General features: G+C 62.1%; 24 protein-coding genes and 1 pseudogene. 13 read left to right on the top strand and 12 right to left on the bottom strand.

Annotated features, from left to right (window positions below):
- Window positions 1–125 precede the first annotated feature (125 nt).
- On the top strand, window positions 126–599 hold the full coding sequence (gene greA / locus EB235_RS27095; protein WP_027034329.1) for a transcription elongation factor GreA: 474 nt from the start codon (window positions 126–128) through the stop codon (window positions 597–599).
- 11 nt (window positions 600–610) lie between these two features.
- On the opposite strand, the gene scpA is transcribed toward greA, so the two are convergent.
- Entirely contained in the window at window positions 611–2,734 is a 2,124-nt protein-coding gene (gene scpA, locus EB235_RS27090; protein ID WP_027034330.1) for a methylmalonyl-CoA mutase, read from the bottom strand.
- Window positions 2,731–4,173 (bottom strand): methylmalonyl-CoA mutase subunit beta, encoded by a 1,443-nt coding sequence (locus EB235_RS27085; RefSeq protein WP_027034331.1) that lies wholly within the window; start codon window positions 4,171–4,173, stop codon window positions 2,731–2,733. The genes scpA and EB235_RS27085 overlap by 4 nt, the downstream gene beginning before the upstream one ends.
- A gap of 315 nt (window positions 4,174–4,488) precedes the next feature.
- Here EB235_RS27085 and EB235_RS27080 point away from each other — a divergent pair, with 315 nt between their 5' ends.
- Window positions 4,489–6,036 carry a helicase HerA-like C-terminal domain-containing protein gene (locus EB235_RS27080; protein ID WP_027034332.1) on the top strand — a complete coding sequence of 516 codons (1,548 nt, stop codon included), beginning with the start codon at window positions 4,489–4,491 and terminating at the stop codon, window positions 6,034–6,036.
- A gap of 137 nt (window positions 6,037–6,173) precedes the next feature.
- Window positions 6,174–6,955 (top strand): annotated as a pseudogene (locus EB235_RS27075) (TIM barrel protein).
- 55 nt (window positions 6,956–7,010) lie between these two features.
- Here the strand turns inward: EB235_RS27075 and EB235_RS27070 are convergent.
- Both EB235_RS27070 and EB235_RS27065 read right to left on the bottom strand, forming a co-directional pair.
- Window positions 7,011–7,841, bottom strand: coding sequence for a L,D-transpeptidase (locus EB235_RS27070; protein WP_027034333.1), 831 nt, complete (start codon window positions 7,839–7,841; stop codon window positions 7,011–7,013).
- 277 nt (window positions 7,842–8,118) lie between these two features.
- Window positions 8,119–8,781: a haloacid dehalogenase type II gene (locus tag EB235_RS27065; RefSeq protein ID WP_027034334.1), complete on the bottom strand. Its 663-nt coding sequence runs from the start codon at window positions 8,779–8,781 to the stop codon at window positions 8,119–8,121.
- A gap of 155 nt (window positions 8,782–8,936) precedes the next feature.
- On the opposite strand from EB235_RS27065, the gene EB235_RS27060 reads away from it, so the two are divergent.
- The 4 genes from EB235_RS27060 to EB235_RS27045 all read left to right on the top strand — a co-directional run bounded on the left by EB235_RS27060 (window position 8,937) and on the right by EB235_RS27045 (window position 12,082).
- On the top strand, window positions 8,937–9,815 hold the full coding sequence (locus tag EB235_RS27060) for a branched-chain amino acid aminotransferase (RefSeq protein ID WP_027034335.1): 879 nt from the start codon (window positions 8,937–8,939) through the stop codon (window positions 9,813–9,815).
- A 107-nt stretch (window positions 9,816–9,922) separates the two neighbouring features.
- Window positions 9,923–10,522 (top strand): superoxide dismutase, encoded by a 600-nt coding sequence (locus tag EB235_RS27055; protein WP_027034336.1) that lies wholly within the window; start codon window positions 9,923–9,925, stop codon window positions 10,520–10,522.
- A 163-nt stretch (window positions 10,523–10,685) separates the two neighbouring features.
- Window positions 10,686–11,123, top strand: a complete 438-nt coding sequence (locus tag EB235_RS27050; RefSeq protein ID WP_027034337.1) for a c-type cytochrome — start codon at window positions 10,686–10,688, stop codon at window positions 11,121–11,123.
- Window positions 11,124–11,131: 8 nt separating this feature from the next.
- Window positions 11,132–12,082: a cytochrome c gene (locus EB235_RS27045; RefSeq protein WP_027034338.1), complete on the top strand. Its 951-nt coding sequence runs from the start codon at window positions 11,132–11,134 to the stop codon at window positions 12,080–12,082.
- A 128-nt stretch (window positions 12,083–12,210) separates the two neighbouring features.
- Here EB235_RS27045 and EB235_RS27040 read toward each other — a convergent pair whose 3' ends face one another.
- From EB235_RS27040 to EB235_RS27030, 3 genes are all read right to left on the bottom strand, one after another.
- Window positions 12,211–12,600 (bottom strand): SET domain-containing protein, encoded by a 390-nt coding sequence (locus tag EB235_RS27040; protein ID WP_027034339.1) that lies wholly within the window; start codon window positions 12,598–12,600, stop codon window positions 12,211–12,213.
- 165 nt (window positions 12,601–12,765) lie between these two features.
- Window positions 12,766–13,392: a LysE family translocator gene (locus EB235_RS27035; protein WP_027034340.1), complete on the bottom strand. Its 627-nt coding sequence runs from the start codon at window positions 13,390–13,392 to the stop codon at window positions 12,766–12,768.
- On the bottom strand, window positions 13,389–15,512 hold the full coding sequence (locus EB235_RS27030) for a S9 family peptidase (RefSeq protein WP_027034341.1): 2,124 nt from the start codon (window positions 15,510–15,512) through the stop codon (window positions 13,389–13,391). Before EB235_RS27030 ends, EB235_RS27035 begins: the two co-directional genes overlap by 4 nt.
- A gap of 95 nt (window positions 15,513–15,607) precedes the next feature.
- Here EB235_RS27030 and EB235_RS27025 point away from each other — a divergent pair, with 95 nt between their 5' ends.
- Both EB235_RS27025 and EB235_RS27020 read left to right on the top strand, forming a co-directional pair.
- Window positions 15,608–16,018 carry a hypothetical protein gene (locus EB235_RS27025; protein WP_080680985.1) on the top strand — a complete coding sequence of 137 codons (411 nt, stop codon included), beginning with the start codon at window positions 15,608–15,610 and terminating at the stop codon, window positions 16,016–16,018.
- 206 nt (window positions 16,019–16,224) lie between these two features.
- Complete coding sequence (locus EB235_RS27020; RefSeq protein WP_027034342.1) at window positions 16,225–16,650, top strand: MucR family transcriptional regulator; 426 nt, start codon at window positions 16,225–16,227, stop codon at window positions 16,648–16,650.
- 85 nt (window positions 16,651–16,735) lie between these two features.
- Here the strand turns inward: EB235_RS27020 and EB235_RS27015 are convergent, their stop codons facing one another.
- Together EB235_RS27015 and EB235_RS27010 are read right to left on the bottom strand one after the other, a co-directional pair.
- Entirely contained in the window at window positions 16,736–17,164 is a 429-nt protein-coding gene (locus EB235_RS27015) for a SufE family protein (protein WP_027034343.1), read from the bottom strand.
- 99 nt (window positions 17,165–17,263) lie between these two features.
- Window positions 17,264–17,614 carry a DUF5330 domain-containing protein gene (locus tag EB235_RS27010; RefSeq protein WP_027034344.1) on the bottom strand — a complete coding sequence of 117 codons (351 nt, stop codon included), beginning with the start codon at window positions 17,612–17,614 and terminating at the stop codon, window positions 17,264–17,266.
- 532 nt (window positions 17,615–18,146) lie between these two features.
- Here EB235_RS27010 and EB235_RS27005 point away from each other — a divergent pair.
- From EB235_RS27005 to EB235_RS26995, 3 genes are all read left to right on the top strand, one after another.
- Complete coding sequence (locus tag EB235_RS27005; protein WP_027034345.1) at window positions 18,147–19,895, top strand: sensor histidine kinase; 1,749 nt, start codon at window positions 18,147–18,149, stop codon at window positions 19,893–19,895.
- The gene (locus tag EB235_RS27000) at window positions 19,870–20,685 is read left to right on the top strand and encodes a peptidoglycan-binding domain-containing protein (RefSeq protein ID WP_027034346.1); all 816 of its coding nucleotides are present in this window, start codon (window positions 19,870–19,872) and stop codon (window positions 20,683–20,685) included. Before EB235_RS27005 ends, EB235_RS27000 begins: the two co-directional genes overlap by 26 nt.
- An 81-nt stretch (window positions 20,686–20,766) precedes the next feature.
- Window positions 20,767–21,114 carry a DUF1491 family protein gene (locus EB235_RS26995; RefSeq protein ID WP_027034347.1) on the top strand — a complete coding sequence of 116 codons (348 nt, stop codon included), beginning with the start codon at window positions 20,767–20,769 and terminating at the stop codon, window positions 21,112–21,114.
- Here EB235_RS26995 and EB235_RS26990 read toward each other — a convergent pair.
- A complete protein-coding gene (locus EB235_RS26990; protein ID WP_027034348.1) occupies window positions 21,092–22,126 on the bottom strand; it encodes a hypothetical protein in 1,035 nt (344 codons plus the stop codon). The two genes, EB235_RS26995 and EB235_RS26990, sit on opposite strands and share 23 nt — an antisense overlap.
- A 189-nt stretch (window positions 22,127–22,315) precedes the next feature.
- Between EB235_RS26990 and EB235_RS26985 the strand changes: the two genes are divergently transcribed.
- On the top strand, window positions 22,316–22,501 hold the full coding sequence (locus tag EB235_RS26985) for a hypothetical protein (protein WP_080680986.1): 186 nt from the start codon (window positions 22,316–22,318) through the stop codon (window positions 22,499–22,501).
- Window positions 22,502–22,584: 83 nt separating this feature from the next.
- Here the strand turns inward: EB235_RS26985 and EB235_RS26980 are convergent, their stop codons facing one another.
- Together EB235_RS26980 and EB235_RS26975 are read right to left on the bottom strand one after the other, a co-directional pair.
- Window positions 22,585–23,154: a DUF1254 domain-containing protein gene (locus EB235_RS26980; protein ID WP_027034350.1), complete on the bottom strand. Its 570-nt coding sequence runs from the start codon at window positions 23,152–23,154 to the stop codon at window positions 22,585–22,587.
- Window positions 23,147–23,731 carry a DUF1214 domain-containing protein gene (locus EB235_RS26975; protein WP_027034351.1) on the bottom strand — a complete coding sequence of 195 codons (585 nt, stop codon included), beginning with the start codon at window positions 23,729–23,731 and terminating at the stop codon, window positions 23,147–23,149. Before EB235_RS26975 ends, EB235_RS26980 begins: the two co-directional genes overlap by 8 nt.
- Between the last annotated feature and the right edge of the window lie 50 nt (window positions 23,732–23,781).

Genomic DNA, 23,781 nt, shown 5'->3' with positions numbered 1-23,781 from the left:
GCGTTCAGCCCTGACACCACAGTGTCAGCCCCGGCACCGCAGGAATCGTGCCAGACGTTCTGTTCCCCTTCACGAACTGTCGACGATGGCTTGTCGAGCAACCACTCGAGGCCTAGGTTTAGGGAATGAGCAGAGCTTTTACCCGCGAAGAAGATAGCGAAAACGCCATTGCCGGCGTCGGCGAACGGCCGATCAGCACGCACCGCAATCTGGTGACCGAGCACGGCTTGGCGCAGATCGAGGATAATTTGGCCGATCTGCGCGATATCCTGGCGAAAGCCGAACGGAAAGCCGACCGCGAGCGCATCGCCGTCGTCTCACGCGATTTGCGCTACTGGACGGCCCGGCGCGAGAATGCCGAGCTTTCCGTACCGGAGCCCGGCAGCGATCTGGTGCGCTTCGGCATGGGTGTCACGCTGGAAGGCGATGACGGCAAGAAAGTGCACTGGAAGATCGTCGGCGAGGACGAGGCCGATCCCACCAAGGGCAGCATTTCGCACGTTTCTCCGATGGCGGTCGCGCTGTTCGGCAAGAAGGTTGGCGAGGTCGTCACGGTCAACGGCAAGGAATGGGAAATCGTCAAGCTGTCGGACAGTTAGAGCGTCGTAGCCTAATCAGCTCGCAGCAGCCGATCCAACAACCGATCCGCCGCCTCCGGAATAACCGTCCCCGGCGGGAAGATTTCCGCCGCACCGGCTTGCAGCACCGCGTCATAATCCTGCGGTGGGATGACGCCGCCGGCAACGATCACCATATCGCCCCGGCCGAGCTTCTTCAGCGCGTCGCGCAATTCGGGGATCAGCGTCAGATGTCCTGCGGCCAGCGATGAGGCGCCGATGATATGGACATCCTGCTGGACAGCCAGTTTAGCGATCTCTTCCGGTGTCTGGAACATCGCGCCGACGGTGACGTCGAAGCCGAGATCGGCGAAGGCGGTGGCGATGACCTTCTGTCCCCGGTCGTGGCCATCCTGTCCCATCTTGGCAACGAGGATACGCGGCTTGCCGCCGTTTTTCTTCTCGAAGGCGTCGAGCTTGTCCTGAAGCCCGTCGACCACCGGATTGTCGCCAAGCGCCTTGCGATAGACGCCAGAAATGGTCTGGACCGTCGCGACATGGCGGCCAAAGGCCCTTTCCAGGGCGAATGAGATTTCGCCGACCGTGGCATTGGCACGTGCGGCGCGGATGGCGAATTCCAGCAGGTTTTCATTGCCGTGCGCAGCACGGGTCAGTGCATCGAGCGCGCTTTCCACCGCAGCGACCTCGCGAGTGCCTTTCAGCCGTTGCAGCTTCGACAATTGCCGCGCCCGGACCTCGGCATTGTCGATCTTCAGCACGTCGACCTCGATGTCGGTCTCGGGACGATGCGCGTTGACGCCGACCAGCATCTGCTCGCCGGAATCGATGCGTGCCTGCGTGCGTGCTGCAGCCTCCTCGATGCGCAGCTTCGGAATGCCTTGTTCGGTCGCCGCCGCCATCCCGCCGAGAGCCTCGACCTCCTCGATATGGGCAAGCGCGCGCGCCGCCAGATCGTGGGTTAGCCGTTCGAGATAGGCGGAGCCGCCCCACGGATCGATGATGCGCGTGGTGCCGGATTCCTTTTGCAGGATGAGCTGCGTGTTGCGGGCGATGCGGGCCGAATGGTCGGTCGGCAGCGCCATCGCCTCGTCGAAGGAATTGGTGTGCAGCGACTGGGTATGCCCCTGCGTTGCCGCCATCGCCTCGATCATGGTGCGGATGATGTTGTTGTAGGGGTCCTGCGCCGTCAGCGACCAGCCGGACGTCTGGCAATGGGTGCGCAGCGATAGCGAGCGTTCGTCCTTCGGCGCAAAATTCTTCTTCATCAGCGTCGCCCACAGCAGGCGCGCCGCCCTGAGCTTGGCCACTTCCATGAAGAAGTTCATGCCGATTGCCCAGAAGAAGGACAGGCGTGGCGCGAAGCGGTCGATATCGAGACCCGCGGCAACGCCGGCGCGGGCATACTCGATGCCGTCGGCGATCGTATAGGCGAGTTCCAGGTCGGCGGTCGCCCCTGCCTCCTGCATGTGATAGCCGGAGATCGATATCGAATTGAACTTTGGCATGTTCTTCGACGTATAGGAGAAGATGTCCGAAACGATCCGCATCGAGGGTTTGGGCGGATAGATGTAGGTGTTGCGGACCATGAACTCCTTCAGAATGTCGTTCTGAATGGTCCCGGCCAGATCCTTCTGCGCAACGCCCTGTTCTTCCGCCGCGACGATGTAAAGCGCCATGATCGGCAGCACCGCGCCGTTCATCGTCATCGACACGGTCATGTCGCCGAGCGGAATACCGTCGAACAATTGCCGCATGTCGAGGATGGAATCGATGGCGACGCCCGCCATGCCGACATCGCCGGCAACGCGCGGATGGTCGCTGTCATAGCCGCGATGCGTGGCCAGATCGAAGGCAACCGACAGGCCCTTCTGGCCGGCGGCAAGATTGCGCCGGTAAAAGGCGTTGGATTCTTCGGCCGTGGAGAAACCGGCATATTGCCGGATCGTCCAGGGCTGCTGGACATACATGGTGGGGTAGGGGCCGCGCACGAAGGGCGGCAAACCCGGATACGTATCGAGATGCGGCAGGCCCTTGAGGTCGCCCTGATTGTAGAGATGCTTGACGACAAGCCCTTCCGGCGTCGTTCGCTGCCCCTTGACCTCGACCGGTGCCCGGCGTGGCGGCACCCAGCCAATCTGACTGAAATCCGGAATCAAGAAGCGGCCCCGATGGATTGGTCGATGCGGGCCGCAAACAGCGGTTCGCACAGCACGACGCCTTCGGTGAAGGCGGGCCGCCGCTCGGCGTCCAGCGTCTCGACCGGACGCTCGTTTTTCACGGGATAGAGCGTGGTGCCGATGATCGCCCGCTCGCCCGTCTTGAAGGCGGTGTCGCGTTGAGCCGCGGCAGCGCGGACGCGTCCCTGGATATGCCCGTCCCGAAGGCTGGACAGCACACCCCCTTCGGCCTCGATCGTCTGCAACTCCGCCCACGCGGCTTCGCAAAGGTCAGATGTCAGTGCCTCCACCGCGCCGGAACCATAGGCGGGATCGGCAACATGGTCGACATGGCTTTCATTGGCCATGATCAGCTGCGCGTTGCGCGCGACGCGGCGGGCAAAAGCCGCCGGCAGGCCGTGCGCGATCGTGTGCGGCAGGATGGAGATCGAATCGGCTCCCCCCGCTGCCGCCGCGAAGCAGCCGATCGTCGTGCGCAGTATGTTGGTTTCCGGGTCCAGTGCCGTCATCATCCGGAATGATGTCTCGGCATGGATGTTGGCCGTCGAGTTGGGGATCGAGCAGGCCTCCTGCACCCGCGCCCACAACCTGCGCAAGGCCCGCACCTTGGCCATCGACAGGAACTGGTCCTGGTCGACGCTAAGCGCGAAGCCGATGTGAGGTGCGGCATAGACGAGCGGCTGCCGCGCCTTCTCGAACATTCTGAGATACGAGACCGCCGAAGCCAGCATGATGCCGAGCTCCTGCGCCTCGGTGGCGCCGGCATTGTGGAAGACGCGACCGTCCGCCTCCAGCAGCACGCCCGGAACACCCATCGAGAAGAAATGCGCCAAGGATTGCGGCATCGATTCCTGCAGCGCCTCGATCGACATGCGCAGCCGGCCGGTGCCGGCAAGGATCGCCGCCGGGTCGATGCCAAAGGAGAGGTTGAGCTTCGCCGGATCGGAGCGGCGCTTGCTCAGGAACGCCACCAGCCAATCGGCCATGGGGCGACTCCAGGGATGGGTATCGATGCGGATCTGGACCCGGTTGAGGGGCACGCCTTCCAGCACCGTCTCAAGTGCTTGTGCCGTCCTCGGCAGGCCATAGCCGAATGCGTTCGGGGCGCCTTCGAAGACGAGCGACAATCCCGTCGCGCCCTGCGCGATATCGTCAAGCACCTGGGCCTTGGCGCGATCGATATCAGGGTCGTCGACGCGCTGGCTGACGATCCAGGTCGATCGGGGATTCGCGCGCACGATCGGCTCAGTCCCGGTCGCACGGTCGTAGAGGGGTTCGATGCGGATGTTGTCGTCGGTATGCGAGACCAGCTTTTCCTCGAAGGATGCACCGGCCAGCGCCTTTTCCGCCAAGGCCAGCCAACGCTGGCGCTCCGCGCTCACAGGTTCAGCATCCCTCGTCAAGGCTCCGGCGCCCATCGATCTTCCTCGTTTTATGCGGCCGCATCAGCCGGTGCGGTTCAGTCTACGGTTCCCGGTCGGTTATCGCAATGCGACGTGCCTCCAAGGTCAAAATTCGATCATCGAGATATAGGGCGGCTTGCGTGGACGGACCATGAACGATTGCCAAACACCAGCAAAATCCGCAAGTTCCAAAAATCCGATTTGATTGATTGGCCCGCTTTGGGCAATTGGCCCCGCTTTGGGCAATTGGCATTGTCGCTGCCCAACGGCCTCACTATACCTTCCGGCAAAGGCCGGCTTTAGACACATCAGTTTGCGGAGACCCTGGATATGGCCGACGACACCAGTATTTTCATCGGCGCCAGCCGCAAGCCCGACGACAGCTATCAGCGCCCCGAGCAGCTGTTGCTGCAGTATGGGAATCGCCATGGCCTGGTGACTGGCGCCACCGGTACCGGCAAGACCGTCACCTTGCAGATCCTGGCTGAAGGGTTTTCGAATGCTGGCGTGCCGGTGTTCTGCGCCGACATCAAGGGCGACCTGTCAGGCATCGCCATGATGGGCACGGCGCAGGATTTCCTGGTCAAGCGGGCCGAACAGGTCAAGCTCGACCCTTACGATTTCCAGGAGTTCCCCGTCATCTTCTGGGACCTGTTCGGCGAGCAGGGCCATCCGATCCGCGCCACCGTCTCGGAGATGGGGCCGTTGCTGTTGTCGCGGCTGATGAACCTGACCGAGGCGCAGGAAGGCATCATGAACATCGCCTTCCGTATCGCCGACGAGGAAGGCTTGCTGCTGCTCGACATGAAGGATTTGCAGGCGCTGCTGGCCAACGTCGCCGAGCGTGCCGATGAGATCGGCTCGCGCTACGGCAATGTGACCAAACCTTCCGTCGGCGCCATCCAGCGCACGCTGCTGATACTGGAGCAGCAGGGTGCTGCCCATTTCTTCGGTGAGCCGGCGTTGCGGATCTCCGACATCATGCGCACCACCCGGGACGGCCGAGGCGCCATCAGCGTGCTCGCCGCCGACAAGCTGATGATGAGCCCACGGCTCTACGCCACCTTCCTGCTCTGGCTGATGTCGGAACTGTTCGAGGTGCTGCCGGAAGTCGGCGATCCCGACAAGCCGAAGCTGGTGTTCTTCTTCGACGAGGCGCACCTGCTTTTCGATGAAGCGCCGAAGGTGCTGATCGATCGCGTCGAACAGGTAGTCCGCCTGATCCGCTCGAAAGGCGTCGGCGTCTATTTCGTCACGCAGAACCCCTTGGATATCCCTGAAAAGGTTCTGGCCCAGCTCGGCAATCGCGTCCAGCACGCATTGCGCGCCTACACGCCGCGTGAACAGCAGGCGGTGAGGACGGCTGCGGAAACGTTTCGCCCCAATCCCGATTTCGACTGCGCCGTCGCCATCACCCAACTCGCCACCGGCGAAGCGCTGGTCTCGACGCTGGAGACCAAAGGCATTCCGTCTGTGGTGCAACGCACCTTGATCCGCCCGCCTTCGTCGCGGCTCGGGCCGATAACCGCCGCCGAGCGGCAAAAACTGATCGCCGAAAGCCCGGTCGCCGGCCAGTATGACGAGGTCATCGATCGCGAATCGGCCTTTGAGATGCTGCAGAAGAAAGCGCAGGAGGCGCAGGACGCTGAAGCGCAGGCACAGCAGGCAGGCAGCGGCGGTTCGCGCTGGACCATTCCGGGTTTCGGCAATGACGATCCGCCGCCGCAGTCGGGGGGCCGCCGCGCCCCTGCGCCGCGCCCCTCCAATCGCCAGACCGTAACCGAGGCCGCGATCAAGTCGGTGGTGCGCTCGGTCGGCTCCTCGGTCGGACGTGCGATCGTGCGCGGGATTCTCGGGAGCCTGTCGCGGGGGCGTTAAGCCACGCCCAGGGCCGATAGCCCGGCTAGCTCGAATGTCCAAAACATAGCGGCGTGTTGATTCCCGAACCGGCGAAGCGCACGCTAAAACCTACACCACGAAGGTCGAGAACGGCCGCGTGTACATCGAGGTCTGACATGTCCGATACTTTTGCGCTTGCGGCTTGCGCCGAAATGCTGTGGCGCGACAAGCCGATGGAATGGCGCGTCAAGCGCCTCACCGAAATGGGTTTTCAGGTCGGCCTCTGGAACTGGCCCGAGCACGACCTTGCAATGCTGGAAAGGTCCGGCGCGACCTTCTCGATCATGAACGGTTACCTGCGCGGTCGGCTGGCCGATGACGAAGGTGCCGCCGAATTGCTCAAGACGGCGAAGGAGACGGCGGCGGTCGGCAAGCGCCTCGGCGTCGCGCGGCTCAATCTGCACGGCACCGGGCTGGGCGATGGCGGCCTGCCGGTAACCCCTTGCGAGACGGTCACCGGTGCCATGTGGCTCAAAGCGCGCGACACGCTGAACCGCATTGCCGACCTCGCCGAGGCGGAAGGCGTGACCTTCACGCTGGAGAATTTGAACCTGCCGGTTGACCATCCCGGCGTGCCGTTCGGGCGCGCGCAGGATACGCTGGCGCTGGTCTCGAGCGTTAATCGGCCGGGACTGCGCCTCAATCTCGATCTCTACCATGCCCAGATCGGCGAAGGGAATTTGATCGAGCTGTGCCGCGCCTGCCTGCCCTGGATTGGTGAGGTCCAGGTTGCCGATGTTTCCGGACGCATGGAGCCCGGCGCGGTGAGATCAATTACCGGGGCATCGCCCACGCGCTGAAGGACATGGGCTATCGTGGGCCTGTCGGCATGGAGGCGTTCGCCTCCGGAGACCCTGAAGCAGCCCTGCGGGCGTTTCGCGAAGCTTTCACCGTCTGAGGGAACAAACTTCGCCTCCAAGAAGCGACGGCTGCCCGCCGCTCCCTCGGCCAGCTCAGAAGATCGCGTTGGTGACGGCCTTGACCGGTCCGAGCAGGACCGATCCGTCCGGCACGCCAGCGTCGATCGGGATGGCCTTCCGGTTAGCCGTCGCCACCGCAGCCTGACTGATATCGGCAGTCACGATCACGGGCGTCTTCGACGGCACGCGATCGTAGAGATCGATGATGTCCTGGTTCATGAAGCGAACGCAGCCTGACGAGACCGACTTGCCGATCGATTTCCATTCCGGCGAGCCGTGCAGGCGGTACAGCGTGTCGACGTTGCCCTGAAAAAGATAGAGCGCACGCGCGCCGAGCGGGTTCTTCAAGCCGCCGGGCATGCCGCCATTGTCGGCGCTGTATGGCTTCAACTCTGGCTGCCGGGCGATCATTTCATCCGGCGGCGTCCATTTCGGCCATTTCTGCTTCCACTGGACGACAGCATCGCCGGACCATTCGAAGCCGGCGCGGCCAAGACCGACGCCGTAACGGATCGCCTGGCCGCCCGGACGCACCAGATAGAGATGATGTCCGGTCGTATCGACGATGATGGTGCCGGGCTTCTGCCCGGTCGGATCGGGGACGATCTGACGCAGGTACTGCGGATCGATCCGTTCGAACGGTATCGCCGGAAGGTCGAAGCCGCCATCGCTGACGGCTGCATACATCGTCGCGTAGTCGGGAAGAGGCGGTTCGACATAGGTGGGTGGGGGTGGCTCGACCGGCCCGGGTCCGGGTCCAGTGGTGGTGCATGCGGAAACCGCAATCGAGGCGGCGCCCAATGCTGCGGCGTTGAGAAAGCCGCGACGGCTCAGGCGATAGGATTCGATTTCGGTTATGGACATAGCTGCCTTCTTTAAGTCGGGAATCGCAACAAAGCGTGAATTCACCGACCGCTGTTACCGGTGCCTGACAACACCTGGGGCGATAGGCGGTTCCGATTCTGGCCCGAACGTGGACAAACAAAGGCGAAGCTGTGACCGCGCCGCCACTGTGGCGCCAGGGCCACAGCCTGTTGCTGGAGCAATGCCAGGAAAAGGGTGAAGCGGTTTTCCCGGGAAAAGCGCATAGCGCTTTCCCTTGGGAATTGCATCAAACGAATAGCTGAAACGGTGAACCGCTTCAGATGCCGGGCACCAGCGCTTCAAGAGTCGGCAGGATCAGGGCGGGCGGGAAGTCGCGGTATTCCTCGGGCTGGTTGGAGCGGTTGATCCACACCGTTCGGAAGCCGAATTTGGTGGCGCCCGCAATATCCCAGCGATTGGAGGACTGGAACGACACCGCGCCGGGATAGAGGCGCCAGCCAGTGGCGACCATGTCGTAGACCGCCGGATCGGTCTTGAAACGCCGCACGGCATCGACCGAATAGATGTCGTCCAGAACCTGGTCGAGCGCGGCGGACTTGACCGCTGCTTCCAGCATTTCGGGCGAGCCGTTGGAGAGGATCGCGAGCCTCGCTCCCGAAGCCTTGAGCGCCTTCAGCACGGCCGGCACTTCCGGGTAGCAATCCAACCGCCAGTAAGCTTCCAGCAGCCTGGCCTTGAGGCTTGGATCAGCTGAAGGGACCTTGCGCAAGGCGAAGTCGAGCGCGTGTTCGGTCAGCTGCCAGAAATCGGCATAGGCGCCCATCAGCGTGCGCACCCAGGAATATTCGAGTTGCTTGGCACGCCAGATTTCGGACAGCAGCTGGCCGTCCGGCCCAATCTGGTCGGCATGTCGGCGTACGGCGGCATGCACGTCGAACAGCGTACCGTAGGCGTCGAAAACATAGGCGGTGTATTGCATGGCAACAGTTTTGAGGCGAGGCGGGGCAAGGTGCAAGCCTTGATTGCAACGCGCCCGCCGCTGGCATCAACAAAACTCCTTGATGCTGGTTGACGGCAGCGGCCAAAGCATCATCCAATGTTGTCACACAAGATTGATCGGAACGGGACAACGCGATGACACTGGCGGCAGCGGCGCAATCCGCGACATGGACTTATGTCGACGGCGACTGGTACGAGGGCAATGTAGCCATCCTCGGGCCGCGCAGCCACGCCATGTGGCTGGGCACCAGCGTGTTTGATGGCGCTCGGTGGTTCGAGGGCGTGGCGCCCGACCTCGACCTTCATGCCAAAAGGGTGAACGCCTCGGCGATCGCGCTTGGCCTCAAGCCGAACATGACGCCCGAAAAGATCGTCGGGCTGACCTGGGACGGATTGAAGAAGTTCGACGGCAAGACGGCGGTCTACGTCAGGCCGATGTACTGGGCCGAGCATGGCGGCTATATGGGCGTGCCGGCCGATCCCGCTTCGACCCGGTTCTGCCTCTGCCTCTATGAATCGCCGATGATCGCGCCAACCGGGTTTTCGGTGACAGTGTCGCCGTTCCGGCGCCCGACGATCGAAACCATGCCGACCAACGCCAAGGCCGGCTGCCTTTATCCCAACAATGGCCGCGCCATCCTCGAAGCCAAGATGCGCGGCTTCGACAATGCGCTGGTGCTCGATATGCTGGGCAATGTCGCCGAGACCGGAAGCTCCAATATCTTTCTGGTCAAGGATGGCCACGTTTTCACGCCGGCGCCGAACGGCACCTTCCTGTCCGGCATCACGCGCTCGCGCACTATGACGCTGCTGGGCGAGTATGGCTTCAAAACCACGGAAAAGACGCTGTCGGTGCGCGATTTCCTCGAAGCGGATGAGATTTTCTCGACCGGCAACCATTCCAAGGTGGTGCCGATCACGCGCATCGAGGATCGCAACCTGCAACCCGGGCCGGTGGCCAAGAAGGCGCGCGAACTCTATTGGGATTGGGCGCATTCGACTTCCGCCGCGTGAGCGGATAAAAAGGCGACCGACGCTTCATTCCGGAGTTGTCCAAATCCATTCCAGACCTATCTTAAATCGGTATCCACACCGGACTTTTCCACGAGGGAGTACTACCCATGGCTTTTGAATTGCCCGCTCTGCCCTACGACTATGAGGCCTTGCAGCCCTATATGTCGAAAGAGACGCTGGAGTATCACCACGACAAGCACCACAAAGCCTATGTCGACAACGGCAACAAGCTTGCCGCTGAAGCCGGCCTTGGCGATCTGTCGGTCGAAGAGGTGGTCAAGCAGTCGTTCGGCAAGAATGCCGGCCTCTTCAACAATGCCGCGCAGCATTACAACCACATCCATTTCTGGAAGTGGATGAAGAAGGGCGGCGGCGGCAACAAGCTGCCTGGCGCGCTGCAGAAGGCGGTCGACGCCGATCTCGGCGGCTACGACAAGTTCAAGGCTGATTTCATCGCTGCCGGCACGACGCAGTTCGGTTCGGGCTGGGCCTGGGTTTCCGTCAAGGACGGCAAGCTGGCGATCTCGAAGACCCCGAACGGCGAAAACCCGCTCGTTCATGGCGCCTCGCCGATCCTCGGCGTCGACGTCTGGGAACACTCCTATTACATCGACTACCGCAACGCCCGCCCGAAATATCTCGAGGCGTTCGTAGACAGCCTGATCAACTGGGATCATGTGCTGGAACTCTACGAAAAGGCGAAGTAATCGATCGTCAGAAAGGCCCCGGCAATCCCGGGGCTTTTCTTTTTCGGTATCAACGCCCGTGGCTGCGAAGGCCCGGCAAAAATCGTCAGAGGAAAGGGAATATTCCCCCCGTCGCATCCGTTAACGTCCTGTCCTGAAATGCCTTCATCATGGAGCCAAATGAATGAGAAAGCTTGTTATCGCCATCTCAATGCTCGCCTTCGCCGGTTCGGCCGCCTTTGCCGATCCGATCCTCGACAGGCAGGCTCTGATGAAGGAGCGCGGAAAGATCGTCGGCGGCCTGGCAAAAGTGGCCAAGGGCGATGAGCCCTTCGATGCTGCTGCCGTGCTGACGCAGTTGCAGGCGCTGCAGGCAAATGCCGAGAAGTTCGACGTCGACGCGTTGTTCCCGAAAGGCAGCGATACCGGCGACACCACGGCGGGACCGAAGATCTGGTCAGATATGACCGGCTTCAAGGCGGCCGAGGACAAGTATCTCGCCGACGTCAAGGCAGCCGTCGCGGCGGCTCCCGCCGATGTCGGCGCGCTGAAGACGCAGGTCGGCGCAATCGGCTCGGATTGCGGCACATGCCATCAGGGCTACAGGGTCAAGAAAAGCTGATTTCAGCCATGGCATGGCTGAAGAAACTCGTCGGCGTGGCCCTCGTTCTGGGGGGCGCCGGCGCGGCTGCCGGGTTGCTGCTGTCGGCGCCGGTCAGGCTCGATACGACGGTCCTGGCGCAACTCGGGCCGGGCGATGCCGCCAGGGGCAAGCGCATTTTCTATGCCGGCGGCTGCACGTCCTGCCATGCCAAGCCGGGTTCGCAAGGCGATGCGCGGCTTCAGCTCGTGGGTGGCCTCGAACTCAAGACGCCGTTTGGCACCTTCGTTCCGCCCAACATCTCGCAAGATCCCAAGGACGGCATCGGCGCGTGGTCGGTCGAGGATCTCGCCAACGCCATGCTCAAGGGCGTGTCGCCGTCTGGCCAGCATTTCTATCCGGCCTTTCCCTACGCCTCCTACGCCCGCATGAAGCCATCGGATATCGCCGATCTCTATGCTTTCTTGAAGACGCTTCCGGCGATCGCGGGCAAGGCGCCGGACAATTCGCTGGCGTTCCCGTTCAACATCCGTCGCGGCATCGGCCTGTGGAAACTGCTTTATCTCAGGGATCAGCCTGTCATTCCCTTGCCGGTGGGCACGCCTGCCCCTGTGATGGCCGGCCGCTATCTGGTCGAAGGGCCGGGTCATTGCGGCGAATGCCACACGCCGCGCGACTTCGCGGGCGGTATAAAAAAGAACGAATGGCTGGCTGGCGCCGTGGCCGCCGAAGGCAGCGGCATCGTGCCGAACATCACATCGGGCGAGGGTGGCCTTAGCCACTGGTCGCAAGCCGACATCGCCAATTATCTCGAGACCGGGTTCACACCGGATTTCGATTCCGTCGGCGGTGCGATGGTCGACGTGCAGCGAAACATGGCCGAACTGACACCAGAGGATCGCGCCGCGATTGCCGCCTATCTCAAGGCTGTACCGCCGCACACGAACGGTTATCCCGCACGCAAGGCGGCTGCGAATTGATTTCGGCTTCGTCGCTCAGGCTTGGCTCCCGTCCCCTGGCAAAACATTCGACGATCTTCGCCAGCGCGTCGCCGGGCAATCGAAGTTTCGAGCTCCTGCTTCAGGGTATCCCCGCGGCCGTCCTCAGACTACAGGTGGCGATCGCCGAGAAAATCAAAGCCCGTCTCGAAGAAATGATTGTAGTTGCAGGTCATCTCCTCGCCCGCTGCGATGTCGCGTAAGGCGTAGGTTTCCTCGGGCGAGGAGACATCGCAATTCGGCTCGTCGTCATGGTTCATGTAGCGGGCGTCGTCCGCTTCGAAGACGATATAGGCCGGATCGCGCCGGTCGGGATAGGAATAGCGATCGAGATAGTTCTTCACCGGTCCGCTCTCGCCCTCATAGGTCTCGACGTCGATGATGCGGTCAAACCGGGGGTCGAGCTTCCAGACCAGCGTGCCCTTGGCAATGTGGTTCTTGGCAAACACACCGATGCCCTGGATCGGCGATTTGTCGAGATAGACGTCGACGAGCAACATGGTACACCCCGGTAAAAAACATGGCAGGCACGGCTTGCGAAAAGCCGCGCACTGGTTAGCGCGCGGCTGGTGCAATTGCGAGCGGAAATGAGCAGTACGGAATTCAAAAAGTCATGATCGCAATGTCTTCCGGAAGATGTCTGTCGGAAGCCGGCCTCTCCAGCGTCAGCGTTGTTGCAAGGCCATGCGGACGCCAAAGGCACAATAGATACCGCCGACCAGCTTGCCCTGCCATTTCAGCGCTGTCGGATTTCTGCGCAGGAAACTGCCAAGCCGACCTGCGCTCACCGCAAAAATGACCGTGCTGAAAAGACCCAGCACGACGAAGACAGTTCCCAATACGGCCAGTTGAAGCATCGCCGAACCGTTTTCGGGCCGCACGAACTGAGGCAGGAAGGCCAGGAAGAAAAGCGCGGTCTTGGGATTGAGCACCTCGGTGAAGACAGCCTGTCGAAACGCCTTGCCGGCAGGGATCGCGAGCGCACCGGCGGTCGGATCGGTCGGCGTCTTCTCGAGGATGGCGCGAATGCCGAGGTAAACGAGGTAGGCCGCGCCGATGTACTTCACGACGCTGAACAGCGTCGCCGACGCGGCGATGATCGCCGAGATGCCGATCATCGCCATGACCGTGTGAAACATGTCGCCGGCCGCGATCCCGGCACCGGTCGCGATCCCGACCTTCGTTCCAGAACTCGTTGCCCGGGCGATCGTCAGCAGCGTGGCCGGCCCCGGGATAAAGACGAAGCCGAGCACGACGGCGATGTAGGCGATCAATGTCGACAGATCGATCATTGGAGGGTCTCCTCGGTAAGCTGCGCCTTGCCCGTCACCTTCAGCGCGAAGGAATAGGTGTAGGCGATCTCTTCCAGGCGTGAGAACCGGCCTGACGCACCGGCATGGCCGGAATCCATGTTGATCTTGAACAGCACCGGATTGTCGCCGCTCTTGCGGTCGCGCAGCCGCGCCACCCATTTGGCCGGCTCCCAATAGGTGACGCGCGGATCGGTGAGACCAGCGAGCGCCAGGATCGGCGGATAGTCGAGTGCCGCGACATTGTCGTAGGGCGAGTAGGCGGCGATCGTCCGGTAGTCGTCGGCGGACGCGATCGGGTTGCCCCATTCCGGCCATTCCGGCGGCGTCAGCGGCAGGGTCGCGTCGAGCATGGTGGTGAGCACGTCGACGAACGGCACCTCGGCAACGATGCCGCCGAAGCTTTCGGGCGCCATGTTGGCGATGGCGCCCATCAGCATGCCGCCGGCCGAGCCGCCTTGCGCGACGGTGCGGTCAGGCGCGGTATAGCGTTCGGCAACGAGGTGGCGCGCGCAGGCGATGAAATCGGTGAAGGTGTTCATCTTGGTTGCCCGCTTGCCGTCGTCGTACCAGCCATAACCCTTGTCCTTGCCGCCACGGACATGGGCGATGGCGTAAACGAAGCCGCGGTCGACCAGCGATAGGCAATTGGTGTTGAAGGCCGCCGGCACGGTGATGCCATAGGAGCCGTAGCCGTAGAGCAGGCAAGGTGCGGATCCGTCGAGCGGCGTGTCGCGATGGTGCAAAAGCGAGATCGGCACCAGTTCGCCATCGGCGGCGGGCGCCATCAGCCGCCTTGTCACATAGTGGTCCGCATCATGGCCGGACGGCACTTCCTGGGTCTTCAGCAACACCCGCTCGCGGGTGCGCATGTTGTAGTCGAACACTTGCGCCGGCGTCGTCATCGACGAATAGGAAAAGCGCATGATCTCGGTGTCGTATTCGTAGGAACCCGACAGGCCGAGCGAGAAAGCCTCTTCATCGAGAGACAGAAGATGCTCTTCACCGCTGGTGCGGTCGTGCACGACGATGCGCGGCAGGCCCTCCTTGCGTTCGAGCCGCACCATGTGGTCCTTGAAGCCGATCACCGACAGGATCAGCCGGCCCGGCTCGTGCGCCACCAGTTCCTGCCAGTTGGCGCGGACCGGATCACTCGCCGGCGCCGTCATGATCTTGAAATCCTTGGCGCCGTCGGCGTTGGTGAGGATGAAGAAGATGTCGCCGCCTTCCTCCAGCTCATACTGCAGGCCGATCTCGCGCGCCGAGACCAGCCTGGGTTCGGCAAATGGGTCGCTGGCGCTCAACAGGCGATATTCCGAGGTCTCGTGATCGTTGATGCCGATCATGATCCATTCGTTGTTGCGGGTGCCGTCGACATTCATGAAGAAACCGGGGTCGGTTTCCTCATAGATCAGGCGGTCGCTTTCAGGGTCTTGTCCAAGTGCGTGGAACAGCACCTTCGAGGGGCGGTGGTTTGGGTCGAGACGCGTATAGAAGAACCCGTCATTGCCCGCATCCCACACGCCTGAGCCGCCGGTGGCTTGTATCTGGTCCGCCAGTTCCTTGCCATCGGCAAGATCGCGCACGCGCAGCGTGTAGAATTCCGACCCCTTGTCGTCGAAGGCCCACAAAAGCTTGCGATGATCGGCCGAATGATCAACGCCGCCGAGCCGGAAATAGGCCTTGCCTTCCGCCTCCAGGTCACCGTCGAGCAGGATCTGCTCAGCCCCGCCGTCGCGTGGCATGCGGAAATAGCGTGGCTGCTCGCCGCCGAGCTTGAAGGAAGAACCGTAGGCATAGGGCCCGTCCTGCATCGGAACGGAAGAATCGTCTTCCTTGATGCGCGCCTTCATTTCCTTGAAGAGTTGCTTCTGCAGGCCTGATGTGTCGGCCATCAGCTTCGACTGGTAGGCATTTTCCGCTTCGAGTTCGGCGCGGATCCCTGCATCGAGCAGGGAAGGGTCCCGGAACATCTCCTGCCAGTTGTCGGCCCGCAGCCAGGCATATTCATCGGTCCGCGTGATGCCGTGATGTGTGTCGAAGACCGGCCGCTTTTCGGGTGTTGGCGGGCTGGCGATCGGAAACATGGAAGTCTTGGTCATTGCGTCTCGCTTGGGAAATATCTTGAGTGGGCAGTGAATACGCCGGTCAGGGCGGGTTCAAGGGCCGCAGCCTGGGATGGTGCCGGCTTCATGAGATGGGGGCCGGGAGGAAAGGTGACGATTGGATTGCTGCGACTTTCGCCGTTGCTTCGCTAACTCTGGTCTTTGCCGGCCAGTCTCATGCGACCGTATTCGCGGCTTGGCAAGTGGCCAATGTGCTGGTCGGCGACACGCTCAACGTGCGCCTATGGCAAAATACATCACCTATATTGATTGGCCGCCATCGATTGGCACCAGGCCGGTGGCAGGCAGCTCCCTTGTTTTTGTGTGATGCACGGCAACCTGTGGTTTTGCGGACAGATGTGAACAACCAAGACTGTCGGCGCGATAGCAAAGCAAACCAGAGCATTGAAACCTGCTTTGTGAGTTATCGCGAATGTAACGCGGGGCTGACGTTACGGCAGGCTTTGTCGGTTTGGCGGGCGAAATATCGAAAAATTACATGATGCACGAAAGATTGAAGCTGATCCGCGAATAGTTGATCAACATTCTTAAATATAATGCACAGAGCGAATTGACTTACTTGCTTTATCGTCGCATTGATGCGCCCGCGATACGAATCGCAGGAACTCTACCTGCACAAAATTCGTGCAATGCCCTGCCTGTAAAAAAGGGCGCAGATCGACGTAACTCTTGTTGGGGCCTGAAGATCATGGATATTGTCGAAACACCTTCCAGAAACAACGATGCGCTGATCGAGCTGACCGCCGATGTGGTGGCCGCCTATGTCAGCAACAATCCCGTGCCGGTCGGCGAACTGCCGAACCTCATATCCGATGTCCATGCCGCTCTCGGGCGTGTGGGCGGCACCACAGAACAGCCCCCTGCCGACAAGCAGAAGCCGGCTGTCAACCCGAAGCGCTCGGTTCATGACGACTACATTGTCTGTCTTGAAGACGGCAAGAAGTTCAAGTCGCTCAAGCGTCACCTGATGACCCACTATGACCTGACGCCGGACCAGTATCGCGAAAAGTGGAATCTCGACCCGAGCTATCCGATGGTTGCGCCGAACTATGCGGCGGCACGCTCGCAGCTCGCCAAGAAAATGGGCCTTGGCCGCAAGCGCAAGGCGCGGTAATCGCTGCTTTGTCAGGTCGAAGCTGAATCAACGGCGCTTTCGGGCGCCGTTTGATTTTGGGGGGCCGTTGGCGGATCGGATCCGATCAGGCGGTCTGCGCGAGTGCCATTTCGGCATCGCGCTTGATGCGCTTGACCATCGAGCGAAGGCCGTTGGCGCGCTGGGGCGACAGGTGCTCGTCCAGGCCGAGCTCTTTTAGCGTTGCTTCGGCATCGGTTTTCTGGATTTCGCTGGCGGTCTTTCCGGAAAACAGCGCCAGCATGATCGCGACCAGTCCGCGCACGATATGGGCGTCCGAATCGCCGGTGAAGGTGATGACCGGATCGCTGCCCGGTTCCCGTTCGGTGGTCAGCCAGACCTGGCTGACGCAACCTGGCACCTTGTTGGCGGCATTGCGCTGCTCATCGGGAAATGGCGGCAGCGCCTCGCCCAGTTCGATCACATAGCGGTAGCGGTCTTCCCATTCATCAAGGAACGAAAAATCGTCGCGGATCGTCTGGATCGTGGTCGTCATGATCCCGGATATAGTCACGCGGCAGCGCCGCGTCACGAGAAAAACAAACACCGCGGGCGTCGAGAGGGCAGACGGCCCGCGGTGTGCCGTCGAGACGGCTTAATTCCTTATCGGTAGGTTGACGGTCTCGGGCAGGACGATTTCTTCCGGCACGCTGGCCGTCATTGTCGAGGTATCGGGGCCGGCGGACTTGTCGTCCAGCATGGCGGCCGCGATCTTGGCCGTCTCCTTGGCGCGCGCGGTGATGGTGTGCATCGCCGACTTGCCGGTTTCACAGACATCGGGTTTGCGCTCGCAGATGCCGGCAATGTCGCCCACCGCATCGCGTGCCGCGAACAGAGCCTGGATCGGCCCGACGCTTTCCTGGCCCGGCTCGTCGGAACCGACACTCAGCGGCAGCGCCAGCAGCACCAGTGAAAACCAGAAAGCCATTCTTATCAGGAAGAACATGCCTTGCCTCTCGTCGTGACCGGATCATGCATCACATGGCATGACCTCTTTTATGGCAGGATGTTGGCACACAGGCACAAAGGACGGCTTGCAAGTTAGACGAGAATTTTCCTCAAATTTTAGGCAAATCCGAAAGGAAGCGTGTTGCGACCGATTTGTTTCATATCGGGACCATTCGCGTTACCATCCGATAACCATTTATCTGGTTGTTTCCATTGCAGTTTTCTTGAATTCGGGCGGCTCTCTTCCCGCCTAAGGTCCGCCGACGGCAGGCGTTGGCGGATAACGCTCCATTTACTATGGCGGCATTTGCACGGGTTTTCGGCGGCAAGCATCCCGATATTTGCCGCAGGCCGGGCGTTGGTCGGCCCTGCCTTATCCATTCCTTAAACGCTGGATGAGAGTTTCAGAGGCAATCAAAAGAATCTGCAAAAGCAGTGCTGTTCACGACGAGTGCGAGTGCGTTGAGTTGAGTTTGATCAAGGCCAGATACGCTGAATTGCCTGGCGCAATTGCCGCCGGTTGCGAACGTATGGTCCATCCCTCCATTCTTGGGCAGAGCGACCGCGAGCGCCAGCGCCGCTTCATCGGCGTCATGCTGGCGGCGCCGTTCTTTGCCGCCGGCGCTGCGGTCACGCTGGTCACATCGGGCATGGGTGCCGCGGTCACCATGGCTGCCATCTTCGCGGCCTTCGGCCTGTGCTGGTTCGTCGCCTTGCTGGTGGCGGCGACCGGCAAGATGGCCGTGGCGGCGCGGATCGCCCTGGCGATGGCGGCTGTTGCTCTTGGCGGTCTCATCGCCGCCGCCGGCGGGTTGAGTTCTCCTGTCGCCATGCTTGCCGTGGCGCTGCCCTTCGAAGCCTGGTGGATCGGCGCGTCGCGGCGTACGGCCCTGTGGGGGGCTGTTTCGGCCATTGTCGCCATTGCTCTTCAGCCTCTGGCCACGGCCTTCATGCCAATCACGGGCGCGCAGATCGCTGCCTGGCACTGGCTGGTGCCATTGGCCTGGGCGCTGACGCTGATCCCGCGCCTGTCGGCGTTTCGCGACACCGCCGGCGCGGCCGACACGCTGGATAGCGGTGATCGGCTGGAAGATATCATCGATGCGGTGGTGTTGCGGATCGCCCGCCACGGCGAGGTGCTCGATGCGTCCGCCAAAGCGCGCACACTTTTGAAATTGCCGCCGGAACTGCTTTCCGGAAGCGGCTTGTTCGACCGCGTCCATCTGTCGGACCGCGTCTGCTATCTCAGCGCCCTGGCCGACATGCGTGACGGCGCCCTGTCGCGCCGCCTCGAATTGCGCGTCAGGCTGCCTCAGAATGGCAACGGCCAGAATGACAATCGCCTGGCGGCCGACAATTACCGGCCATTCACGCTGGAGCTGGTGCGCGGTGTGGAACAGAGCGACGTCTTCACGCTGGTCCTGCGCGAGAATGACGAGACTGCCCGGCTGCGCGAGGAACTGGCAGAAGCCAATGAGGCAGCGGTCGCCGCTGAAGTGGCCAAGGGGCGGTTCCTGGCGGTGGTGAGCCATGAGTTGCGCACGCCACTGAACGCCATCATCGGCTTCTCGGACATGCTGCTGCACGAGATGTTCGGCGCCTTCAAGGATCCGCGCCAGAAGGAATATGTCACCCTGGTGCGGGATTCGGGCCAGCACCTTTTGGCCGTCGTGACATCCATACTCGACGTATCGAGGATCGAATCGGGCGCCTACGCGACCGAACCGGAGCCGTTCCGGTTCATGGAAGCTGTCGACATGTGCCAGTCGATGATGCGGCTGCAGGCGCAGGCCAAGAACATTGACCTGCAGGCGCAGATCGCACCCGACGCCGGCGACATCAATGCGGATCGCCGCGCCGTGCAGCAGATCCTGATCAACCTCGTCTCCAACGCGATCAAGTTCACACCCGATGGCGGCGACGTCGTCGTCGGCGCCAAGCGGATCGGTTCACGCCTGCATTTCTGGGTCAGGGACACCGGCATCGGCATTGCCGAGGAGGATTTCGCCAATCTCGGCAAGCCCTTCATGCAGATCCAGAACGACTATACCCGCCGTTTCGAGGGGACCGGTCTTGGCCTGTCACTGGTGAAGGGCCTGGTGGCACTGCACGAAGGTACCATGTCGATCGAAAGCATGCAGGGTGAGGGCACCACGGTGACCATCAGCCTGCCGGTCAACGGGCCGAAGGGGCGCCCGGCCAACCAGGCAGGGGTGCTGACGATGCCGGTGACGAGGGCGAAAGGGGACAGAAATGGCTCGCTCCGCAAAACAGCCTAAGGCGGTCAAGCGCCGCAGCAACGCCTTTCAGGACGGCGCTATAGCCGTCGGCGGGATGATTTCGCGCAATCCCGTCCTGGTGGGCGGATCGACCGCCTTCCTGGTGACGCTGTTCTATGTCTCGGCCAACGCGCTGTGGTATCAGCCTTTCCCGCATGCCGGGGCATTCTTCGCCACCCGCACCTTCCAGGGTGTTCCGCACGCCGCCGCCGATGAGCCGGAGACGACGATCAACATCGAGCGGCCGAATGCGGCACCCGCACCGATGAAGGGTGATCCGGTGATCGAGCAGGTGCAGGGCATATTGAAGGATCTCGACTTCTATCCGGGCACGGTCGACGGCATTTCCGGCCCCAACACGCGCAAGGCCATACAGGCCTATCAGCAGAAGGTCGGGCTGAACGCCTCCGGCGAGATAGACGCGCTGCTGCTCGATCAGCTTGGCGCAACGCCGAAGACTGCTGCCGTGCCGAAACCGCAGCCACGTCCCGACGTCTCGCCAGCCGCGGTTCCGGTGTCGTTGCAAACCAATTCGGGGCAAACCAATTCTGGGCAAACAAATTCCGGACAGGCGAATGCCGCCCCGATCGAGGGACCCGATCCCCGCATCGTCAAGATCCAGGCCGGTCTGAAGGCATTCGGCAATGACGACATGCGGCTGGACGGTGTCGTCGGGGCCCGCACCAAGGCGGCGATCAAGGAATTCCAGTCGCTGTTCGGCCTGCCGCAGACCGGTGAGCCCGATGAAATCGTCTACGTCAAGATGCGCGAGATCGGCCTGACCAACTGAGGTCCGACCTACAAGCCCGAAACGCGGCTCGCACAGCGAATGAAATGTCGATAGATAGCCCGCACGGTCTGCGGAGTTTTCATGCGCGTCACATCGGATCTGTGGGTTTCGGCCCTGTTGCGCCGGGTTTTCGGCGCCGGCGGCTTTGCCGCCGTGGTCAACCGTGGCGCGACCGAGGCCGGCGCCGTTTTCGTTCTGGCGCGGGGCAGGCTGGGCGAAATCGCCCTCTACGGGCCGGCACCGCAGACAAGTTACGATTCGGCCAAGCCCGACGACCGCTTCTTCAGCCTTCTTGCCACCGGCGATGATCCAGCCGTGCTCGATGCCCGCCTCGAGAGGGAAAAGAAGTTTGATCCCGACATCTGGGTGGTCGAGATCGAGGCTGGCACCGTTCCCGTCGAGGAACTTATTTCCGTGAAGACGCCCTGAGGCCGGGGGTAGCGGCTTCGTCGCTGTTCGAGGCCTCGCGGCTATCGCTGTTTGCGGGAGAAGCGTCGCGAACCATCCTGGACAGCGTCTCGGCTTTCCATCCCCGCACCCGGTCCAGAGCCACATCGCGATGCAGCAGACGATAGCGGTCGAGATAGGTCCGGATGGCCTGCGGATGCGGGAAGAGGCTCGGATAGACGGCGACCGTGATCAGGAATGCCCTGTCTTCGCTGAAGTCGAGCGAGCGCAGCGCCGCAAGCAGTGAGGCGTAGTTCTGGTTGGCGGTCAGCGAGCGGGCGGTCGAGAAATCAATGTCGAGGGCGTCGGCAAGCGCGGTCTGGAAGAACGCGGCGTTTCCCGTCAGCGCCGTCTCGCGCAGCTTGACATAGGTATCCGAACCGGGGAACGCATCGACCTTCGCCGCTGATGCTTCGTCGCCGGTGCGCATCATCGAGCGCAGCCTGCGCCGAGCATTCTCGGCGGCAATGCCGGAGGACTGTGAGCTTGCCGTGATGTCTTCGGCCGCTTCCGCATTCGCGGCTGCGGTGATTGGTGCGGCGGGAGCTTGTGCCTCCGGTTCCCGCACCCGCACCAGCGTCGGTCGCTCGAGCGCCCTGATCAGATCGGCGATCGTCGGGTTCAGGTCCTTGCGGCGCGCAATGGCGCGCGCATGCGGCAGCCCATGCCGGCCGATCAGCGCGATAAGGTCGATATCGCTGACAGCGCGTGAGCGGATCAGCAGCGGTGCTGCAATATCGACCGGCTCCTCGCACAGGCGCCGCACAAGTGCTGCGGGGGCATATTCACATTCCGAAAGGGCGGCGGCCACGTAGCGTCGCGATTCGACGGACACATCGTCGAACAGCGGCAGCGTCAGGTCTTCGAGCTGGCCGATCTCGCGGCGCGACGGGCGGGTAAGGCAACAGAACGCCGACACCGCGGCGCGGAACAGCCTTTCAGCCCGACCCGATTCCGTTCGTACAGCGATTTGCCTGAAATCCGAAGATGACACGAAGGATACCCGATACTCGATACACAGCCCTGGTAGCGCTCAACCGGGACTGTGTCGGTTTCGCGATCGCCAAGAACAAAGATCAAGTTAGCGGCGATCCGTTAGCGCTCCGTTAACCCTCTGCCGGCCTTAATAACATTTGGAGGCGTTGCGTTGTGCTCCGGGGAAACCGAGAGGAATGCGCGAATCATGGGCATGGTACTGTCTTTCGTGCCGCGAGCGGCACCAACCAATCGAGCCAAGCAAACCGCCGAAATACCGGCGGCGGTGATCATCTTTCCCGGCATCCGCTATGAGCGGTCCAGCGCCGCTGATGCGCGGCCTGCCGGGCCAGACAAGCCGGGATCGCCACGGACGCCGATGCCGCACCATTGAGTTTTCCTGAAGCAGCAGACTGCCTCATCAGGCAGTATTCGCTGCCGGCTCTCCTGGTACGGATATCAGGTTCGCGATCTGGCCTAGAAATCCTGCAGCTCGCAGGAACTCTGATCGAGGAAGCGCGACACGATCGGCTTCCAGCTGTCGTCCGGCACGAAGCTGCGGATGACGAAGATGCCCTCGTCGATGGGCGCTTCGACGAAGATCGCGCCCTGCAGATCCTCAGGCAAGTCCTTGCGCACGTCGATCATCTGCGCCGGCGTCAGCACCACGGCATCAAGCTTGCCGCCGGTCGCCGTATGGTCGTTGAAGGAATAAATGTTGTGCCCGTTGCGGTCATAGACCGAGACCGACCAGAAGGGCACGTTTCCCGGCGCCTTGATGCGGACCATGCCTTCCTCGAGGTCGAACCGGCAGGCCGTGGCGTAGAACAGCGGGTCGACCGATTTCACCACCGGCGCGCCGCCCGCCTCGGCATCGAGCCGGTTCATCCGGTAGAGATCGGACGCCATGGACAGTCGGGACCAAGCGTCGCGTTCCGAAAATTCCGGTACCAGAAGCAACACCACGATGTGCACGATGCCGGCGCCGACCAGGCCGAGCAGGACGGCATGGAAAAGACGGCGTAGTGCTGCCAGGACGTTACGCATCGCAGCCGGCCTTCACGATCCTGGGCAGCGAGACGTCGGACAGGCCGGTGCTGCTGGCAATCGGCGTGTCGTAGAAGGTCAGGACGAAATACATCCGCCCCGATCCGTCGGTCAAAAGCCAGTTGCCGGGCATTGGGTGGTGGCCGACAGAAATGATCACCGAATTGTCGGCTTGGCGTAGCACCTCATAGGACTGAAGCGCGGCAAGTCGCGGCTTGCCTGTCTCGACGACACCGAGCGATTGATCGGCGGCATAGAGCGTCCAGAAGCGGGCGGTCGGAAATCCGCCCTCTATTCTGTAGGTGCATTCCCGCTTGAGCTGGTCGCCGGCAGCGTCATTTTCCGCGACGAAGGACAAGCCTTCGGCGCGGCCGAGTGCAAGCACGCCCTCGCGTGCCACGCGCGCCTTGGAATAGGGGTCGGCGGCCGGCGTGCCGATGTCGGGAAAGGCGGTCCATTGGCCGATCCGGATCGCGCCGACGCCATCCTGGATCTTCAGCGCATACCAGACGCTGGCGCCGCCGCCGCCAATGGCTATGGCAAGCGAAAGCAGCATCAGGAAGGCGTTCTTGAGCATCAAAAGCCGGTCATGTGGAGAATTGCAGCTCGGGGATATCGCGGCGCGGG

Source organism: Mesorhizobium loti R88b (assembly GCF_013170845.1).
GTDB classification, from domain to species: domain Bacteria; phylum Pseudomonadota; class Alphaproteobacteria; order Rhizobiales; family Rhizobiaceae; genus Mesorhizobium; species Mesorhizobium loti_B.
Note: the sequence above shows the minus strand (reverse complement) of the source record. Positions and strands in the feature narration are given on the sequence as shown.

Bases quoted from the DNA above. Each gene is read 5' to 3' on its own strand.
- greA (WP_027034329.1), top strand. From the start codon at position 126: ATGAGCAGAGCTTTTACCCGCGAAGAAGATAGCGAAAACGCCATTGCC.
- EB235_RS27085 (WP_027034331.1), bottom strand. From the start codon at position 4,173: ATGGGCGCCGGAGCCTTGACGAGGGATGCTGAACCTGTGAGCGCGGAG.
- EB235_RS27080 (WP_027034332.1), top strand. From the start codon at position 4,489: ATGGCCGACGACACCAGTATTTTCATCGGCGCCAGCCGCAAGCCCGAC.
- EB235_RS27070 (WP_027034333.1), bottom strand. From the start codon at position 7,841: ATGTCCATAACCGAAATCGAATCCTATCGCCTGAGCCGTCGCGGCTTT.
- EB235_RS27065 (WP_027034334.1), bottom strand. From the start codon at position 8,781: ATGCAATACACCGCCTATGTTTTCGACGCCTACGGTACGCTGTTCGAC.
- EB235_RS27060 (WP_027034335.1), top strand. From the start codon at position 8,937: ATGACACTGGCGGCAGCGGCGCAATCCGCGACATGGACTTATGTCGAC.
- EB235_RS27055 (WP_027034336.1), top strand. From the start codon at position 9,923: ATGGCTTTTGAATTGCCCGCTCTGCCCTACGACTATGAGGCCTTGCAG.
- EB235_RS27050 (WP_027034337.1), top strand. From the start codon at position 10,686: ATGAGAAAGCTTGTTATCGCCATCTCAATGCTCGCCTTCGCCGGTTCG.
- EB235_RS27045 (WP_027034338.1), top strand. From the start codon at position 11,132: ATGGCATGGCTGAAGAAACTCGTCGGCGTGGCCCTCGTTCTGGGGGGC.
- EB235_RS27040 (WP_027034339.1), bottom strand. From the start codon at position 12,600: ATGTTGCTCGTCGACGTCTATCTCGACAAATCGCCGATCCAGGGCATC.
- EB235_RS27035 (WP_027034340.1), bottom strand. From the start codon at position 13,392: ATGATCGATCTGTCGACATTGATCGCCTACATCGCCGTCGTGCTCGGC.
- EB235_RS27030 (WP_027034341.1), bottom strand. From the start codon at position 15,512: ATGACCAAGACTTCCATGTTTCCGATCGCCAGCCCGCCAACACCCGAA.
- EB235_RS27025 (WP_080680985.1), top strand. From the start codon at position 15,608: ATGGGGGCCGGGAGGAAAGGTGACGATTGGATTGCTGCGACTTTCGCC.
- EB235_RS27020 (WP_027034342.1), top strand. From the start codon at position 16,225: ATGGATATTGTCGAAACACCTTCCAGAAACAACGATGCGCTGATCGAG.
- EB235_RS27015 (WP_027034343.1), bottom strand. From the start codon at position 17,164: ATGACGACCACGATCCAGACGATCCGCGACGATTTTTCGTTCCTTGAT.
- EB235_RS27010 (WP_027034344.1), bottom strand. From the start codon at position 17,614: ATGTTCTTCCTGATAAGAATGGCTTTCTGGTTTTCACTGGTGCTGCTG.
- EB235_RS27005 (WP_027034345.1), top strand. From the start codon at position 18,147: ATGGTCCATCCCTCCATTCTTGGGCAGAGCGACCGCGAGCGCCAGCGC.
- EB235_RS27000 (WP_027034346.1), top strand. From the start codon at position 19,870: ATGGCTCGCTCCGCAAAACAGCCTAAGGCGGTCAAGCGCCGCAGCAAC.
- EB235_RS26995 (WP_027034347.1), top strand. From the start codon at position 20,767: ATGCGCGTCACATCGGATCTGTGGGTTTCGGCCCTGTTGCGCCGGGTT.
- EB235_RS26985 (WP_080680986.1), top strand. From the start codon at position 22,316: ATGGGCATGGTACTGTCTTTCGTGCCGCGAGCGGCACCAACCAATCGA.
- EB235_RS26980 (WP_027034350.1), bottom strand. From the start codon at position 23,154: ATGCGTAACGTCCTGGCAGCACTACGCCGTCTTTTCCATGCCGTCCTG.
- EB235_RS26975 (WP_027034351.1), bottom strand. From the start codon at position 23,731: ATGCTCAAGAACGCCTTCCTGATGCTGCTTTCGCTTGCCATAGCCATT.